Raw genomic sequence first — 18,321 nt, forward strand, 5'->3', positions numbered from 1 at the left:
CTTCCGGGGAATTCGCAGCTCAGGGTGTCGGCGTCGACGCCGAGATAGGCATGGCGCTCGCGATGGCGGCCCCGCGCACGTATCGGTCGGGTCTATTTTCGTCACGGGAGTTGGCACGACCATGCCGCGCCCGCTAGACACGTGACGGTCCCGGTCACGGGAATCCGGTGCCGACGGCATGCTGGGGGTGCCGTCGGCGCGCCGGGGCCGGAACCCTGGTGCAGCGGTTCGCGCGGCCACGAAGTTCCCGACCCCACTCCGACTACTCTTGGGTAGGCTCCCGATGTGATGTGGCTCATGTCCTGGTCGAGGTGCCGGGGCGTGGCCGTTCGCCCGAGAGTGAGGGGTCCTTTTCGATGTTGAGCACCATGCAGGACGACCAGCTGTCGCTGGCGACGCTGTTGAATTACGCGTCGACGTTCGTCGGTGATGCCACCGTGTCCACCTGGACCGGTGACGGCGTGCGCACCATGACCTACCGCGAGGTCGGCGCCGATTCGGCGCGGCTGGCGAACGCGCTGCGCGGGCTCGGGATCGGCGAGGGCGACCGGGTCGGCACGTTCATGTGGAACAACAACGAGCATCTGGTCGCCTACGTCGCGGTCCCCGCGATGGGCGCGGTACTGCACGCGCTCAACATCCGGCTGTTCCCGGATCAGCTGGTGTTCGTGGCCGATCACGCCGAGGACCAGGTCGTCATCGTGGACGGCACCCTGGTCCCGATGTTCGCCCAGTACCTGCCGCGGCTGAAGACGGTGCGCCACGTCATCGTCGCCAATGGTGACGCCGCGACGCTCACCGCACCCGAGGGTGTGCAGGTGCACTCCTACCGGGAACTGCTGGACGCCCAGTCGGACACCTTCGATTTCCCGGTCATCGACGAACGCTCCGCCGCCGCGATGTGTTACACCTCCGGCACCACCGGCGACCCCAAGGGTGTCGTCTACTCGCACCGCTCGAACTGGCTGCACGCCACCCAGGTCGCCTCACCGAACGGTATGGGGCTGTTCAATACCGACACCATCCTCGCGATCGTGCCGCTGTTCCACGCCAATGCCTGGGGTCTGCCGTACGCGGCGCTGATGGCGGGCGCGAATCTGCTGATGCCGGACCGGTTCCTCCAGCCGGGTCCGCTGCTGGAGATGATGGCGTCGGTCAAGCCGACCTTCGCCGCCGCCGTACCCACCATCTGGGGTGGCGTCCTGGCCGGGCTGGCCGCGGCACCGCAGGACATCACTCATCTGCGCTCGGTGGTCGTTGGTGGTTCGGCGGTCCCGCCGTCGATGATGCGGGCCTTCCAGGAACAGCACGGTGTGCGGGTGGTGCACGCCTGGGGCATGACCGAGACCTCGCCGCTGGGCAGCGTCGCGCATCCGCCCGCCGGGGTGGAGGGCGAGGAGGAATGGGCCTACCGCATCACCCAGGGCCGTTTCCCGGCCGGTGTGCAGGCCCGCCTCGTGGCCGATGACGGCAGCGTGGTGCCCAATGACGGTGAATCCCTCGGCGAACTCGAAGTGCGCGGCCCCTGGATCACCGGCTCCTACTATTCGCCCGACGGTTCACCGGTCGATCCCGACAAGTTCGATGACGGCTGGTTGCGCACCGGCGATGTCGGCAAGATCAGCCCGAACGGCTATCTGACCCTGGTCGACCGCTCCAAGGATGTCATCAAGTCCGGCGGTGAGTGGATCTCCTCGGTCGATCTGGAGAACGCTGTCATGGGCCACGCCTCGGTCGCCGAGGCCGCGGTCATCGGTGTGCCGGACGAGAAGTGGGATGAGCGTCCGCTGGTGGCGATCGTGCTCACCGAGGGCGCGGAAGCGGCGGAGAAGCAGGCCGAGGAACTGCGCGAGTTCCTGGCGACCAAGTTCGCGAAATGGCAGCTGCCGGAACGCTGGACGTTCATCGCCGAGGTCCCCAAGACCAGTGTCGGCAAGTTCGACAAGAAGCGCCTGCGCGCCCAGTACGCCGACGGCGACCTCACGGTGATCACCCTCGCCTGAGCAGGACACGCATCGGCCCCCGCTCCGAGTCCAGGAGCGGGGGCCGATGCGTCGACATCTAGCAGTTACGCAGTTCCGGGCTCTGGTTGAGCAGCTGGGCCCGCGTCCCGATGAAGGTCGTGTAGGTATCTCCGCCGACCGCGGATAACGGGAACGCCGCCACCCGGTGGCAGTTCTGGAAGGCGAGCTTCACGCCGAAATGCCGTTCCAGCCCACCGCGAATGGCGTCGGAGGCCAGGGCGCGCAGCAGCTGACCGCGGGCCACCTCGTCCGGCGGCGGAACCTCGTTGTCGGCGAATTCGGCGGTACCGGATTGCAGTTCACCGGCCACGCGGCTCACCACCTCCCAGGCGTAGGGCAGGGAGTTCTTGACACATTCGACGAATTCGGCGTCGTCTACCTCGCCTCGTTCGGCGCGTTCGAGCAGTGCGGTGGGGACATCGAGGGACATGAGCGCTCTCCTGTCGGTTCGCTGCGTTCGGCCACCCGAGTCTAAACGACAGTCGTTGTCAACAAGACTGGATTCGTCGTGAAAGTGCCGATTCCAGCGCGGTTTTCGCCTCCGCGGCCAGCTCGGCGACCAGCGCTGCGGCCGGTAGTTGCCTGGTCAGCGAATGTGCTTGTCCGGCCCACAGATTCACCGCGTCGGCGTCGCCGGAGGTTCGGGCGGCCGCACGCAAAGGTCCTGTGGCGTAGTGGATCTCCGGATAGGCGACAGGAGCGTCGGTGTGGTCGGTGAGGAATCGGTTGCGCAGGCCGCGGGCCCGGCGTCCGGTGAAGGCACGCGTCAGCATGGTCGGGGTGTCGCCGCCGATCGCAGCGCGCAGGAGCTGATTGGTCCCCGCTTCCCGACAGCCGAGGAAGGCGGTGCCCAGTTGTGCTGCGGCGGCGCCGGCCGCAAGCACTGCGGCGATACCGGCGCCGGTGGCGATACCGCCCGCGGCCACGATCGGGCGGTCGGTCGACGCGGTGAGCAGTTGCAGCAGGGTCAGCAGGCCGAGCGGGTCGGCCCCGTCGTCGACGACCCGGTCGACGAAGGTGGCTCGATGTCCACCCGCCTCCGCTCCCTGGGCGATGAGGACGTCGGCGCTCGCGGTGACGGCGATCGCGGCTTCGGCGGGCGAGGTCACCGTCACCCAGACCTCCGAACCCGCCTCGTGCAGCCGGCGCACCTCGGACGCCGACGGACAGCCGAAGGTGAACGTCACGACCGCGACGGGATCGGCGGTGAGCAGATCGAGCTTGGCGTCCCAGTCGTCGGTGTCGTATGTCGGTTCGCCCACCGGGAACCGGGTGCGCAGTTCCTCCAGGTATCCGCTGAACACAGCGGGCGGGGTCGGTGCGCTGGGCACGAACAGATTCACGCCGAACGGCGCCGATGTGGCCGCGCGGGTGGCGGCGATGCGCTCGGCGAGGGCGGCGGCGGTGAGATAGCCGGCGGCCAGTACGCCGAAGGCGCCCGCCTCGGCGACCGCGGCAGTGAGTTCGGGAGTGGAGGGTCCGCCCGCCATGGGTGCGAGCACGATCGGAACGTTGACTTCGTCGATGATCACGATTCGAGTGTCGTCCCGTTATCGACGTAATGACAGCGTGACCTGCGATTATCTGCGCAGACGTGATCCAAACGGCGCCGAAGGTTGCGAAATGGTCACGACGGGGTAGAGTTCCCGTCACGACGGATGCCGAAACGTTATTTCGCTCGGTTCCGGCGGATCGTTACCAAACGGTCGGCACCGGGATCGGCATTCGTGACCATTGTTCATCGGACGCTAGGACGAAGCTTTGCCGCAGCACCGAGTAGGCCCCAGTTCCGTTACCGTCTCCAGCCTCATCGGCGATGGTGTCGAGGGTCGTCCGACGCGGCACCGCGCCGAGGCCGGTCGAGTCGAGCGGGTGAAGGCCGCGGCCACCGCCGCCGTCGCCGCGGGCGCGCTGATCGGTACCGCCGCCCAGGTGGCGCCGGCCATTGCCTACGCGTCGCCGCTGCTGCCCGGTTCGCACAACGACAACGACGCCGACCACGATGTCGCGCCGGTCGCCTTCGCCGAACCCGCCGCCAAGGCCACCGCCGCCGAAGCTCCCGCCGTCGCGGCGCCGATCGCGGAAGCTGTCACTCCGGCGGCCGCCCCCGTCGCCGCCGCTCCGGTCGCCGCCCCGTTCGGCCTCGGCGGTCTGCCGCCCGAGATCGCCGGCCCGCTGGCCCATGCCGAGCAGGTGCTCAAGGATCTGCAACAGCAGGTGGCGCCGGCTCCCGCCGTCCGCCCCGTTGCGGGCGCGATCAGCTCCTCCTACGGCAGCCGCTGGGGCGCGATGCACTACGGCATCGACTTCGCCGACGCGCTCGGCGCACCCATCCATTCTGTGAGCGGCGGAACCGTGGTCGAGGCCGGTCCGGCTTCGGGCTTCGGGCTCTGGGTCCGCGTCCTCCAGGACGATGGAACCACCGCCGTATACGGCCACGTGAACGATATGTTCGTACAGGCCGGTCAGCGGGTGAACGCCGGTGACGTCATCGCCACCGTCGGCAACCGCGGCCAGTCCACCGGACCGCATCTGCACCTGGAGATCTGGGATCAGGGCGGCGCCAAGATCGACCCGATTCCTTACCTGGCCTCCAAGGGTGTGCCCATGGAATGGGGCCCGTCGTCGCACTGATCCGGCCGCGACCACATCTCCTGGACAATTGAGACATTGGCGCTCGCCCGGATCTCGGGACCATCGGCAGACCACCAGGTGTGGCCGATGACCGAACTCGCCGACATATTCGAGCCCGGATCGCTGCACGGCCGGTTGTACGCCCTGCTGGTCCACCACCCCCGGACCCGGCTCCCCGATATCGCCGACCACCTCGACGTATCCGAGGCACAGGCGCGTAAAGCGCTGGACCGGCTCTGTGATGTACAGGCCGCGGTCCGGCTCACCGATTCCGACGGCACCCCGGTATGGGACGCGCACGCACCCGAAGCGCTGTCCGAAGCCGAGGCCAGGCGCCGTCAACACGAAATCGCCACCATGCACGCGGCCGCCGCGCGGCTGAGCCAGACCTTCCGCTCCGTACGCCGCTCACCGCGCGGCAGCGGTGCGGTGGTTCCGGTGTACGAGCGGCTCGAGATGCTGGCCGACTTCGAGGAATTGCAGGTCGGCGCGCGGCAAACGGTGAAGGTGATCGAACGCGGCCCGTTCCTCAGCGATGTGGAACGCGAGCGGCGGCTGTTCGAACTCAAACAGTCCCGCATCGGTGATGGCATCCGCTATCGCACCCTCTACCAGGACACCATCTATCAGGACGGTGAGCGGCTGCGGCACGCGCTGGCCACCAATGCCCGCGGTGCCAGCGCACGCACCCTGCCCGATCCGCCGTTCAAACTGATCGTGGCCGATGACGAACGCGCCAGCCTGGTGCTGCACGCCGACGAACGCCGCTCGGACCCGATGGGGCTGCGCATCACCCGGTCACCGGGGCTCGAGCTGCTGGTGAAGACCTTCGATGTGCTGTGGTCGCTGGCCGCGCCGATCTCGGTGCATCCGGCCGTGACCGACCTCGACGAGCGCGATCGCGCCATCCTGACGTTGATGGGCCTCGGCGCCACCGACGACACCATCGCGCGCAGGCTCGGCATGTCACGGCGCACCGTCGTGCGCCGGACCGCGCGGCTGCTGGAGCGGCTCGGCGCCAGCACCCGGTTCCAGGCCGGTGTGCAGGCGATCCGCCGCGGCTGGCTGTGACAAGGCCCATCAGAACGGGTAGTTCTGCAACATCGGGCCCGTCGCCCCGATATAACGGCTGCAACCCGTACAGCGGGCGTGGCGATGGGTTGCGTGCACCGGGCGCAACCTCGCGCCCTTATATGATGGCCCGGACCGCGCCGGCCCGGGCGGACGACGCCCTGGACATGGGGCAGGGCCGGGTTCCGGCTCGACGCGAGAGGTGAATGCACTCGAATGGAAACTGCCCGCCGCTCCGCTCGTGGTAGCCGTCGCCGCCGCTCGGGCAGCCCGCTGTTCGGCCAGCTGCTCACCGCGGCGGTGGAGTCCGCGGCGACCTCGGTCGCGATCCGCTTCAACCCGACGGGTGCACCCGCCGATGAGCGCACCCTCACCTATCAGGAGTTGGATCAGGCGTCCTCGCAGGTCGCGCGGGAACTGATCGATCGCGGTGTCGGACCGGGCGATGTGGTGGCGATCGGTATCGCCCGCAGCCTGGAATCGGTGCTCGCGGTGTGGGCCGTCGCCAAGACCGGCGCCGCCTATGTGCCCGTCGATCCCGGTTATCCGGCCGACCGCATCAACCACATCGTCTCCGATTCCGGGGCCGTCATCGGGCTGACCACCATGGCGCATCGTCCGGTGCTCGGCATCGGTGTGTACTGGGTGGTGCTCGACGATCCGGTGCTGTCGGAGCGGATCGCGAAGCGGCCGAGCCATCCGATCTCCTACGCCGACCGGGTGCGTCCGCTGGACGAACGGCATCCGGCCTATGTCATCTACACCTCCGGTTCGACCGGTCGGCCCAAGGGCGTCGTGGTCACCCACACCGGCCTCGCGGGCCTGGTCACCGCCGAACGCGAGCACTACGGGGTGACCGAGGACTCGCGGGTGCTGCACGTCTGCTCACCGAACTTCGATGTGTCGGTGCTGGAGCTGCTGCTCGCCTTCACCTCGGGGGCGACGCTGGTGATCGCGCCGCCGACGGTGTTCGGCGGTTTCGAGCTGTCGGATCTGCTGCGTCGTGAGCAGGTCACGCACATGCTGATCACGCCGGGCGCACTGGAATCGGTCGATCCCGCCGGGCTCGACGACCTCGAGGTGGTCGTGGTCGCGGGCGACAAGTTCGGGCCCGAGCTGGTGGGGCGCTGGGCCGAGGGGCAGGACTTCTATAACGGTTACGGCCCCACCGAGGCCACCATCCTGGCCACCAGCACCGCGCCGATGACCGTCGACGATCCGATCACCATCGGTTCGGCCATCCCGGGTGTCGGTGCGTTCGTCCTGGATTCGCGGCTGCGGCCGGTGCCCGCGGGAGTGATCGGCGAGCTGTACCTGGCCGGTCCGGCGCTGGCACAGGGATACCTCGGTCGTCCGGGGTTGACCGCCGAGCGATTCGTCGCCAGTCCTTTCGGCGCCGATACCGGCAATCCCGGCGCCCGGCTGTACCGCACGGGTGATCTGGTGCGCCGCAGCGAAACCGGTGGTCCCGACGGCGGTGTCATCGAATATCTCGGCCGCTCCGATTTCCAGGTCAAGATTCGTGGATTCCGTATCGAGCTGGGCGAGATCGACAACGCGCTCACCGCCCATCCCGATATCGATTACGCGGCCACGCTCGGTAAGACACTGCCCTCGGGCGCGACGGCGCTGGTGTCGTATGTGCTGCCGCGCGCCGGAACCACCGTCGAGACCGGCGAACTGGCCGACTTCATCGGTGAATCGCTGCCCGGATACATGATTCCGGCCGCCATCATGGTGCTCGACGAGATTCCGCTGACCCCGGTCGGCAAGCTCGACCGGGCCGCGCTGCCCGAACCGGTCTTCGCCGCGCGGACCTTCCGCGCACCGTCGACGCCGGTGGAGGAGATCGTCGCCGATGTCTTCGCGGCGCTGCTGGTGGCGGGCGAGGACGAGCGGGTCGGTGCGGACGACGATTTCTTCGAACTCGGTGGCAACTCGCTACTGGCCGCGCAGGCCGCCGCCAGGATCGGTTCGGCGCTCGATGTGCGGGTGCCGGTGCAGCTGCTGTTCGAGGCGACCACCGTCGCCGCGCTGGCCGCACGAGTGGAACAGCATTCGGGTTCGGCGGCCGGTCGCGCGCTGACCGCCGCGGACCGCCCGGAACGGATTCCGCTGTCCTACGCCCAGCAGCGGATGTGGTTCCTCAACCGCTTCGACCCCGACAGCGCGGTCAACAACATCCCGGTCGCCGTGCGCCTGTCCGGTCGCCTCGACGTGGATGCGTTGCGTGCCGCGGTGCGCGATCTGACCGAACGGCACGAGGTGCTGCGCACCCGCTATCCGGAGGTCGACGGCGAGGGCTACCAGCTGGTGCTGCCGATCGGTGATCCGCATGCGGTGCCGCCGCTGACGGTCGAGCCCGCGACCGAATCACAGGTGCCCGAGTTGGTGGCGGCCGCGGTGACCGCCGGATTCGATGTCACCGCCGCACCGCCGGTGCGGCTGCGGCTGCTGGTGCTCGGCGAGACCGAACATGTGTTGATCTGCGTCATTCACCACATCGCCGGTGACGGTTTCTCGATGGGGCCGCTGACCCGCGATCTGATGGCGGCCTATGTGGATCGCACCCACGGCGGTGCGCCGGAATGGCCGCCGTTGCTGGTGCAGTACGCCGATTTCGCGATCTGGCAGCGCGAGATCCTCGGCGCCGAGGACGACCCGGAGTCGGTGCTGGCCCAGCAGATCGCCTACTGGCGCGACGAACTCGCGGCCCTGCCCGAACAGCTGGATCTGCCCGCGGACCGGCCGCGCCCGGCGGCGGCGTCCAACCGCGGCGCCACATTGGCCTTCGAGATCGACGCCGAGGTGCACGCGGCGCTGACCCGTCTTGCCCAGCAGCACAATTCGACCCTGTTCATGGTTGTGCACGCCGCGTTGGCGGCATTGCTGGCCCGGTTGTCCGGCACCCGGGATATCGCGATCGGCACGCCTGTCGCCGGTCGCGGTGAGGCCGCGCTCGACGATCTGATCGGTATGTTCGTCAATACCCTCGTGCTGCGCAGTGAGGTCGATCCCGGCGCGACCTTCGACGAGCTGCTCGCCTCGGTGCGCCGCACCGACGTCGAGGCGTTCGGTCATGCCGATGTGCCGTTCGAGCGGTTGGTCGAACTGCTCGATCCGGTGCGTTCGGCCGCACGGCATCCGCTGTTCCAGGTGATGCTGACCTTCCAGAATCTCGCGCAGACCGAACTGGAACTGCCCGGTCTGAAGGTCGCCGGAGTGGATCTGGCGGTGCCGCTGGCCAAATTCGATCTCCAGCTGGCGCTGGCGGAGAACATCGACCGGCACGGTGCGCCGCAGGGCATATCGGCCGCGTTCACCTATGCCACCGATCTGTTCGACGGCGCCACCGTGCAGGATTTCGCCGATCGTTTCGACCGCATCCTGCGCGCTGCCGCCGCAGATTCGAGCACCGTGGTCGGCGATGTGGATGTGCTGGCGCCGGGCGAACGCGAACTGGTGTTGCGTGAATGGAACACCGCGGGCGTCTCGATACCCGAGGTGACGCTGGTCGATCTCATCCAGGCGCAGGCACGCAGGCGCCCGGACGCCGACGCCATCCGGTTCAATGGCACCACCCTCGGCTTCGGCGAATTGCAGCGCCGTGCCAATCGGGTGGCGCGCGCGCTCATCGCGCAGGGCGCGGGCCCGGAAACGCTTGTCGCCGTGGCACTACCGCGCACCGAGGAACTGCCGGTCGCACTGCTGGGTGTGCTCACCGCGGGCGCGGGTTATCTGCCCATCGACACCACCTATCCGGCGCAGCGACTCGAGTTCATGCTCGATGACGCGAAGCCGACCTGCATCCTGACCACCGCCACCGAACTCGATGCGGTTCCGGCCGGTGACATTCCGGTGGTGCTGGTCGAGGACACCGCGCCCTTCTCCGCCGATACCGTCACCGATGCCGATCGGATCGCACCGCTGCGGCCGGACAATCTGGCCTATGTCATCTACACCTCCGGCTCCACCGGTGTGCCCAAGGGTGTCGGCGTCGCGCACCGCAATGTGGTGGAGCTGTTCGCCAATACCCAGTCGGAGTTCGAATTCGACGAATCCGATGTGTGGACGCTGTTCCACTCCTACGCCTTCGACTTCTCGGTGTGGGAGCTGTGGTGCGCGCTGGCCAACGGCGGCGCGGTCGTGGTGGTCGATTACCTCACCTCGCGCTCACCGGAACAGTTCCGCGAGTTGCTGATCCGCGAACAGGTGACGGTGCTGAACCAGACGCCGTCGGCGTTCTATCAGCTCGCCGAGGCCGATCGCGCCGTCCATCCCGACGACGAGGGCAAGTTCGCGCTGCGCTATGTGGTCTTCGGTGGTGAGGCGCTGGATCTGCGTCAGCTGCGGCGCTGGTACGAGCGTCACGGTGGGCCCGATGCCGCGGAGAACAGTTCGCCGTGGCTGGTGAACATGTACGGCATCACCGAGACGACGGTGCATGTGTCGTTCCTGTCCGTCGACGAGCGGCTGGTGGACAACCCGGCCAGCGTTATCGGACGGGCCCTGCCCGGTCTGGACGCCTTCGTGCTCGACGACCGCCTGCATCCGGCGCCGGTCGGCGTCGCGGGGGAGATCTACGTCGCGGGCGCGCAGCTCTCGCGCGGCTACCTCGGCCGGCCGGGGCTCGCGGCGACCAGGTTCGTGGCCAACCCGTTCGGCGCGCCGGGATCGCGGATGTATCGCACCGGCGATATCGGCCGCTGGGTCGGTTTCGGCGGCCGCGCCAATCTCGAATATGCGGGCCGTAGCGATCAGCAGGTGCAGCTGCGCGGCTTCCGCATCGAACTCGGTGAGATCGAGGCGGCGCTGCTGGGATGCGCGGGCGTCGGCCAGACCGTCGCGCTGGTCCGCTCCGATGAGCACACCGGCGACCGGCTGATCGGCTATGTGGTGCCCGCCGCCGATCGTGCGCCCGGTACCGAACTCGATCCGGTGGCGTTGCGCACCGAGGTCGGCGAATTCCTCACCGGTTATATGGTTCCCGATGCCATCGTGGTGCTCGACGCGCTGCCACTGACCCCCAACGGCAAACTCGATCGCCGGGCACTGCCCGCACCGGAGTTCGTCTCCGGCGCGACCTTCCGTGCGCCGGGTTCACCGGTGGAGCAGGCCGTGGCGGAGGTGTTCGCCGGACTGCTCGGCGTCGGCGAGGTCGGTCTCGACGATGATTTCTTCAGCCTCGGCGGTAACTCGCTGCTGGCCACCCGCGCGGTCGCGCGGATCAACGAGGCGCTCGATACCGATCTCGCGGTGCGTGAACTGTTCGAGGCGCCGACCGTCGCCGAACTCGCCGCGAAGGCGGAACCGGGCGTCGGCGGCGGTACCACCGCACGGCCGCCGCTGGAGCGGGCCGAGCGCACCGACCGGGCGCCGCTGTCGTTGGCGCAGCAGCGGATGTGGGTGCTCAACCAGTTCGATCCGGCCTCACCCGCCTACAACATTCCGCTGGCCATCCGGCTCTCCGGCGCGCTCGATGTGCCCGCCCTGCGCAATGCGGTGGCCGATGTGCTGGAACGGCACGAGACTCTGCGCACCCGCTATCCGGCGGCCGCCGGTCCGGACGAGGTGGCCTATCAGGAGATCCTGACGGTGAGCGCGGCCATGCCCGGCGGGCTGGAGACGGTCGTCACGGCCGATCCGATCAGCCGGATCACCGAGCTGATGTCCACCGGATTCGATGTCACCGAACAGGTTCCGGTGCGCGCGCTGCTGCTCGGCAACGGCGCCGACGAGCATCTGCTGGCGATGGTGGTGCACCATATCGCCGCCGATGGTGCGTCCATGGCGCCGCTGGCCCGCGATCTGATGACCGCCTACCTGGCGCGCATCGGCGGCAATTCGCCGCGCTGGTCGCCGCTGGAGGTGCAGTACGCGGACTTTGCGATCTGGCAGCGCGCCGTCATCGGCACCGACTCCGACGAGAACTCCATTGCCGCACGGCAGTTGGCGTACTGGCGCGATCAGCTCGACGGTTTGAGCGGTGAACTGGAACTGCCGCTGGACCGTCCGCGTCCGGCGATCCCGTCCATGCGTGGCGCGTCGACCGGATTCGCCGTCTCGGCCGAGGTGCACGAGGCGCTGACCCGGCTCGCACGTGAGCACAATTCGACGCTGTTCATGGTGGTGCACGCCGCTCTCGCGGTCTTGCTGTCGCGGCTGTCCGGCGACCCGGACGTGGCCGTCGGTACTCCCATCGCGGGCCGCGGCGAACGCGCGCTCGACGATCTGGTCGGCATGTTCGTCAATACGTTGGCCCTGCGCACTCGGGTCGAGGCGTCGGGCACCTTCGGCGAACTGGTCGACCGGGCCAGGGAAACCGATCTGGCGGCCTTCGCCAACTCCGACATCCCGTTCGAGCGGGTCGCCGAAGTCGTCGCGCCCGGTCGTGCGACCGCGCACAATCCGCTGTTCGGCACGGTGCTCTCGTTCCAGAACAACGAGCAGCCGAGCCTGGAGCTGCCCGGTCTGACGGTGTCCGCGCTGGACGCGGGCGCTATCGCCGCGAAGTTCGATCTCCAGGTCAATGTGGATCCACGGCATGCGGCCGACGGGTCACCGGCCGAGCTGATCACGGTCCTGACCTACGCGACCGATCTGTTCGACGAGTCGACCGCGCAGGCCTTCGGCCGCCGCTTCGAGCGCATCCTCACCGCGGTGGCCGCCGATCCGCAGATCAGGATCGGCGATATCGACATCCTCGACGCGGCCGAGCGCGAGCGGATGACGGCCGCGCCGGTGGCCAAGCCGGTGCCGACCGAGGTCGTCGCGACCGCGGGGACCGCGCTGAGCCAGACCCTGGCGGCCACCGTCGAGGACGACCCCGACGGCCCAGCGGTCGTCTCCGGCTCGGAGGTGTTCACCTACCAGGACCTCGACGCCAGATCATCGCGGCTGGCGCGGGTGCTCATCACCCGCGGCAGCGGTCCGGGCGCCGGTGTGGCGGTACGGCTGGATCGCGGTGTGGATGCGGTGGTCGCGGCGTGGGCGGTGCTCAAGGCGGGCGCCGCGGTGGTGCCGTTCGAGGCGATCGGCGCGGCGACGGCGGCGGGGCTCGATGTGAAGGTCGGTATCGCCGCGGGCGGCGCGCAGGCCGTCGCCGGTGTCGATTGGCTCGTCCTCGACGATCCCTCGGTGGGTGCCGAAATCGCCGCTGAATCACCGCGTCCGGTCACCTACGCCCATCGCACCCGGGCCCTGCGCGGTTCCGATCTGGCCTACGCCGGTGCGGTGTCGGTGAGCTACGACGACCTCGCCGCCGCGGCTGCCCGGTTCGTTGCGGCGGCCGAGCTGACCTTCGAATCACGGTTGTTCCACCACGGTGATTCCGGTTCGTTCGCCGCTGTGCTCGAGGCGGTCGCGGCCGGTTCGGTCGGTGCCTCGGTGGTGCTGGTGCCCGGTGCGGGCGGGCTCACCGATGAGCTGGCCGACGAATGGGTCACCCATGTGCTGACCGATCGTGCGGGTCTGGACGTCATCGACCCGGCGACGCTGGAGGATCTGCGGGCCGTGGTGATCGATGGTGACGGCGCGGCCCCGGCGGCCTGGTCGGGTGTCGAGACAGTGCTGGCGCTGCCGACGCTGTATCGCGACTGAGTGGTCCACGGCGACCGGCAGGCGGGTTCCGACGCGCCTGCCGGTCGCGCCGATGGCGCATCGCATGAGCCCGAAACAGGCTGGTCAAGTGACCAACAGGCGTTTCGCTCAGTGAATGCCCCATGAATTCTTGCCCCGATAACTCGGGTCGATGCAGGTGGGCAAGGCTTGTGATAAGTGCCACACTGCATCGGTTTGGCGAACCGGTGGAGGCGCTGGAACCCTGGCGAAGACGTGTTCGATAGCTAGGTGGGCAGACTTTCATGAATCGCGCAGTCGGAAGACGACTGACTCATGAGCGGCGGTCCTCGGTGATCGGTGTCGAAAGGCATCGCAGGAGCTACAGCCGATGACTCGTCCCGCTCGTGTACGGCCGACCCGTACCAGGCGGCCGAGGGTAACCACGCTTCCACAACTGATGGCGGCCGCTGTCGAGGCGAATCCGGGCGGTCGCGCCGTCGTTCTCGCCGATGCCGTCGCCACGCGCGGACAGCTCAGCTATGCCGAACTGGACGAAATGTCCACCAGGCTGGCGCGTTTGCTGATCGACCGTGGTGTGGGGCCGGAGGATCTGGTCGCCGTCGGCATACCCCGCTCCATCGAATCGGTGGTCGCGGTATGGGCCGTGGCGAAGTCCGGCGCCGGATTCGTGCCCATCGATCCGAACTATCCCGCCGAACGCGTTCAGCACATGGTCAAGGATTCCGGCGTCACGGTCGGCCTGACCGTCGGTGCTGTCGCGGAAACGCTACCGGGACATATCGATTGGCTGGTCATCGATGACGATGCCGCTGCCAGGCTGCGTGATCAGTACTCGGCGGAACCGATCACCTTCGCCGACCGCGTGCGTCAGCTGCGGGCCGAACACCCCGCGTACGTGATCTATACGTCCGGGTCGACCGGGCTGCCCAAGGGCGTCGTGGTCACCCAGGCCGGTCTGTCGAGCTTCTGCGATGAGCAGCGTGAGCGCTATCGGGTGCACACCGGCTCGCGCACACTGCATTTCGCCTCGCCGTCGTTCGACGCGTCGGTGCTGGAGCTGCTGCTCGCACTGGGCGGTTCGGCGACCATGGTGGTGGCGGCGCCGACGGTGTACGGCGGCGACGAGCTGGCGGATCTGCTTCGCCGCGAGGGTGTGACGCATGCGTTCATCACCCCGGCCGCGCTGGCCTCGGTGGATCCGGCCGGGCTGGACCAGCTGCGGGTCGTGGTGGCCGGTGGTGAGGCGTGCCCACCGGATCTGGTGCGGCGCTGGGTGCGGCCGGTCGCAGACGGCACCAGAGAATTCTTCAACGGTTACGGTCCCACCGAGACCACCATCATGACCAATATCAGTGCGCCACTGAGCCGCGAGGATACGGTCACCATCGGCGGCCCCATCCGGGCGATCACCGAATACGTGCTCGACGAGCGCCTCACCCCGGTGCCGACCGGGGTGGCGGGCGAGCTCTACATCACTGGTGCGCAGCTGGCGCGCGGCTACCATGAGCGGCCCGGCCTCACCGCACAGCGCTTCGTCGCGAATCCGTTCGGTGACAATGGTTCTCGGCTGTATCGCACCGGCGACCTGGTGCGCTGGATGTCCGCATCGGACAACAACGATTCGGTGCGCAGCGGCGGCCTCTCGGACGGTGATCTGGAATACCTGGGCCGCAATGATTTCCAGGTGAAGATCCGTGGCTTCCGGATCGAACTCGGTGAGATCGACGCGGTCCTCGGCAGATACGAGTCGGTCGATTTCGCGGTGACGGTCGGGCATCGGCTCGACAGCGGTTCGACGATCCTCGCGGCCTTCGTGCACGCCGCCGACGGCGCGACCGTCGATACCGATGCGCTACTGGATTTCGCGAGCTCGAGCCTGCCATCCCATATGGTGCCGACCTCGGTCACGGTGCTCGACGAGATCCCGTTGACCCCGGTCGGCAAACTCGATCGGCGCGCACTGCCGACGCCGCGGGTACAGGGCAGACAATTCCGGGAGCCGTCCGGCTGGGCCGAACTGCTGGTCGCCGAGGTCTTCGCCGAACTGCTCGGTGCCGAGGCGCCGATCGGTGCCGATGACGATTTCTTCGAACTCGGTGGCAATTCGCTGATCGCCACCCAGGTCGCCGCCCGGCTCGGCGCCGCCGCCGACGCCAAGATCGCAGCGCGTGTGATCTTCGAATCCCCGACCGTTGCGGCGCTGGCCGAGCGATTGGACGTCGCGGGCGGAACCGGTGGTCGCCGCGCGCTCGCCCCCATGGACCGGCCGCAGCACATACCGCTCTCACCCGCCCAGCAGCGGATGTGGTTCCTGAATCAGTTCGATACCGCGTCCGCGGCGAACAATATTCCCTTCGCGCTGCGGCTGACCGGTGCTCTCGACCTCGCCGCGCTGCGCGCCGCCATCGGCGATGTGCTCGACCGGCACGAGAGCCTGCGCACGGTGTATCCGGCGACCGACGGTGCCGGGCATCAGGTGATCCTGCCCGCCGAACAGGTGCTGTCCGAACTCACGGTCGAGCCCATGTCCTCGTCTCGGCTGCCGGAATGGTTGGCCGAACGGGCGTTGGCCGGGTTCGATGTGGCGGCCGAGGTGCCGTTGCGGATCGCGGTGGCACAGTTGGGCCCGGACGATCATGTGCTCGCCGTCGTGGTGCATCACATCGCCGCCGACGGCGCGTCGATGGCGCCGCTGGCCACCGATCTGGTGACGGCCTATCTGGCGCGGATCGAGGGCGCGGCGCCCCAGTGGACGCCGCTGCCGGTGCAATACGCCGATTACACCCTGTGGCAGCGTGATCTGCTCGGAGACGACAGCGATCCCGAATCACTCGCCGCCCAGCAGCTTTCGTTCTGGCGCGCGGCTCTCGACGGGATTCCCGACCGTATCGATCTGCCCGCCGATCGGCCGCGCCCCACGCGGTCCTCCGGGCGTGGCGGCACGCTGACATTCGCGATCGACGCCGCCACCGCGACCCGCCTCGACCGGATCGCGCAGGATGCGGGCGCCTCGCTGTTCATGGTGGTGCACGCCGGTTTCGCGGCGCTGCTCTCGCGGTTGTCCGGGTCGGCCGATATCACCATCGGCACGCCGGTGGCCGGTCGCGGTGAACGCGAATTGGACGGGCTGATCGGCATGTTCGTCAACACGCTGGTGTTGCGAACCGGGGTCGATCCGCACGCGAGCTTCACCGAACTGCTCGCCGGAGTGAAGGACACCGATCTCGCGGCGTTCGCGCATACCGAACTGCCCTTCGAGCGGCTGGTCGACGCACTGGACCCGGTGCGTTCGCAGGCGCATCATCCGCTGTTCCAAGTGGCGCTGTTCTTCCAGAACATGACCGCGCCCACGCTGGAACTGCCCGGTCTCACCGCGGCCGCTGTCGAATTCGACGGTGCGGTAGCGAAATTCGATCTCCAGCTGACTGTCACCCCGATGGCCGGTGGTGGCCTGTCGGCCATGTTCACCTATGCCACCGATCTGTTCGACGAGGCATCGGTGGCCGAGTTCGCGGCCCGGTTGCGTCGCACCTTGCGTGCGGTGGCCGATGATCCCGGCCGGACGGTCGGTGATATCGACCTGCTGTCGATGGTCGAGCGCGACCGGATCCTGCACGAGTGGAACGACACCCGCAATCCGCTCCCCCCCGAACTGCTGCTGGACGGCTACCGGCACGCCGTCGCCGCGCACGCCGATGCGGTGGCGCTGGTGTACGAGGGAAGTGAGCTGACCTACCGCGAATTCGATGAGCGGGTCAATAAGTTGGCTCGGTTGCTGATGTCGCAGGGTGTGGGTGCGGAGTCGCTGGTCGGTCTGGCGGTGCGGCGTTCGCTGGATCTGGTGGTCGGGATGTATGCCATTGTGGCCGCCGGTGGTGCGTATGTGCCATTGGATCCCGATCATCCGGCCGAGCGGATCGCGCACATCCTGGACACGGCTCGGCCGGTCGTGGTCGTCACGACCACCCGTGACGCCGTCGAGGTGCCCGCCGGAACGCCGGTGCTGCGCATCGATGCCGTCGACCTGGAGCGCTACGACGCGACACCGATCCGGTCGACGGAGTTGCTGCGCCCGGTGCGCCCGGAGCATCCCGCCTACGTGATCTTCACCTCCGGCTCCACCGGGCGCCCGAAGGGGGTGGCGGTGCCGCATGCCGCCATCAACAATCAGATCGAGTGGATGCTCACCGAGTATCCACTCGGTCCCGACGATGTGTACCTGCAAAAGACCGCGACCACGTTCGACGTGTCACTGTGGGGCTTCTTCCTGCCGTTGCGCGCCGGTGCGAAGCTCGTCATCGCGACGCCGGACGGGCATCGTGATCCGGCCTATGTCGCGGAAACCATTGCGGCGCAGCGGGTGACGGTGACCGATTTCGTGCCGTCGATGCTGACGGTGTTCGCCGCGCATACCGCGCCCGCTTCCTGCCCGAGCCTCGCGCATCTGTTCGTCATCGGTGAGGCATTGCCGCCGGAAACCGTGGCGGCCGTCGGCGCCGTGACCGATGCCGCCGTGCACAACCTGTACGGCCCCACCGAGGCCGCCGTCTCGGTGACCTACTGGCAGGCGGGCCCCGACGATCAGCGATCGGTGCCGATCGGGCTGCCGCAGTGGAACACTCGGGTCTACGTATTGGATGCGCGGCTGCGTCCGGTGCCCGCGGGTGTGCCCGGTGAGTTGTATCTGGCCGGTGATCAGTTGGCGCGTGGTTATGTGCGGCGGCCGGATCTGACGGCTGACCGGTTCGTGGCCAATCCGTTCGGTACCGGCGAACGCATGTACCGGACCGGTGACCTGGTGGTATGGCGCGGTCCCGCCGAGGATGCTGTGCTCGACTATCTGGGTCGTACCGATTTCCAGGTGAAGTTTCGTGGTCAGCGGATCGAGTTGGGGGAGATCGAGACGGCGTTGTTGGCGCAGTCGTCGGTGAGTCAGGCGGTGGCGTTGGTGGTGTCGACGTCGCTGGGTGATCAGTTGGTGGCTTATGTGGTGCCCGCGCCTGGTCACGGT

Annotated in this window: 7 protein-coding genes; 5 read left to right on the forward strand and 2 right to left on the reverse strand. The window is 68.2% G+C overall.

Annotation, left to right across the window (positions count from 1 at the left end; translation table 11 throughout):
- Positions 1 to 356: 356 nt before the first annotated feature.
- The gene (locus QH168_RS13465; RefSeq protein WP_280234934.1) at positions 357 to 2,003 is read left to right on the forward strand and encodes a long-chain fatty acid--CoA ligase; all 1,647 of its coding nucleotides are present in this window, start codon (positions 357 to 359) and stop codon (positions 2,001 to 2,003) included.
- Between the two features lie 58 nt (positions 2,004 to 2,061).
- Here QH168_RS13465 and QH168_RS13470 read toward each other — a convergent pair whose 3' ends face one another.
- Positions 2,062 to 2,454, reverse strand: coding sequence for an SCO5389 family protein (locus QH168_RS13470; protein ID WP_280234935.1), 393 nt, complete (start codon positions 2,452 to 2,454; stop codon positions 2,062 to 2,064).
- A gap of 58 nt (positions 2,455 to 2,512) precedes the next feature.
- Positions 2,513 to 3,556, reverse strand: coding sequence for a nitronate monooxygenase (locus QH168_RS13475; RefSeq protein WP_280234936.1), 1,044 nt, complete (start codon positions 3,554 to 3,556; stop codon positions 2,513 to 2,515).
- Between the two features lie 229 nt (positions 3,557 to 3,785).
- On the opposite strand from QH168_RS13475, the gene QH168_RS13480 reads away from it, so the two are divergent.
- The 4 genes from QH168_RS13480 to QH168_RS13495 all read left to right on the forward strand — a co-directional run.
- Positions 3,786 to 4,658, forward strand: a complete 873-nt coding sequence (locus tag QH168_RS13480; RefSeq protein ID WP_280234937.1) for a M23 family metallopeptidase — start codon at positions 3,786 to 3,788, stop codon at positions 4,656 to 4,658.
- Positions 4,659 to 4,745: 87 nt separating this feature from the next.
- Positions 4,746 to 5,729 (forward strand): LuxR C-terminal-related transcriptional regulator, encoded by a 984-nt coding sequence (locus QH168_RS13485; RefSeq protein ID WP_280234938.1) that lies wholly within the window; start codon positions 4,746 to 4,748, stop codon positions 5,727 to 5,729.
- Positions 5,730 to 5,945: 216 nt separating this feature from the next.
- Positions 5,946 to 13,328 carry a non-ribosomal peptide synthetase gene (locus QH168_RS13490; RefSeq protein ID WP_280234939.1) on the forward strand — a complete coding sequence of 2,461 codons (7,383 nt, stop codon included), beginning with the start codon at positions 5,946 to 5,948 and terminating at the stop codon, positions 13,326 to 13,328.
- A 349-nt stretch (positions 13,329 to 13,677) separates the two neighbouring features.
- Positions 13,678 to 18,321, forward strand: a 4,644-nt coding sequence (locus QH168_RS13495) for a non-ribosomal peptide synthetase (RefSeq protein WP_280234940.1), incomplete at its 3' end; no start/stop codon positions are given.

The sequence above is a fragment of the Nocardia cyriacigeorgica genome (assembly GCF_029868385.1).
Lineage (GTDB): Bacteria > Actinomycetota > Actinomycetes > Mycobacteriales > Mycobacteriaceae > Nocardia > Nocardia cyriacigeorgica_F.

Excerpts from the sequence above, each read along its gene's own strand:
- QH168_RS13485 (WP_280234938.1), top strand. The coding sequence starts at position 4,746 with ATGACCGAACTCGCCGACATATTCGAGCCCGGATCGCTGCACGGCCGG.
- QH168_RS13470 (WP_280234935.1), bottom strand. The coding sequence starts at position 2,454 with ATGTCCCTCGATGTCCCCACCGCACTGCTCGAACGCGCCGAACGAGGC.
- QH168_RS13490 (WP_280234939.1), top strand. The coding sequence starts at position 5,946 with ATGGAAACTGCCCGCCGCTCCGCTCGTGGTAGCCGTCGCCGCCGCTCG.
- QH168_RS13465 (WP_280234934.1), top strand. The coding sequence starts at position 357 with ATGTTGAGCACCATGCAGGACGACCAGCTGTCGCTGGCGACGCTGTTG.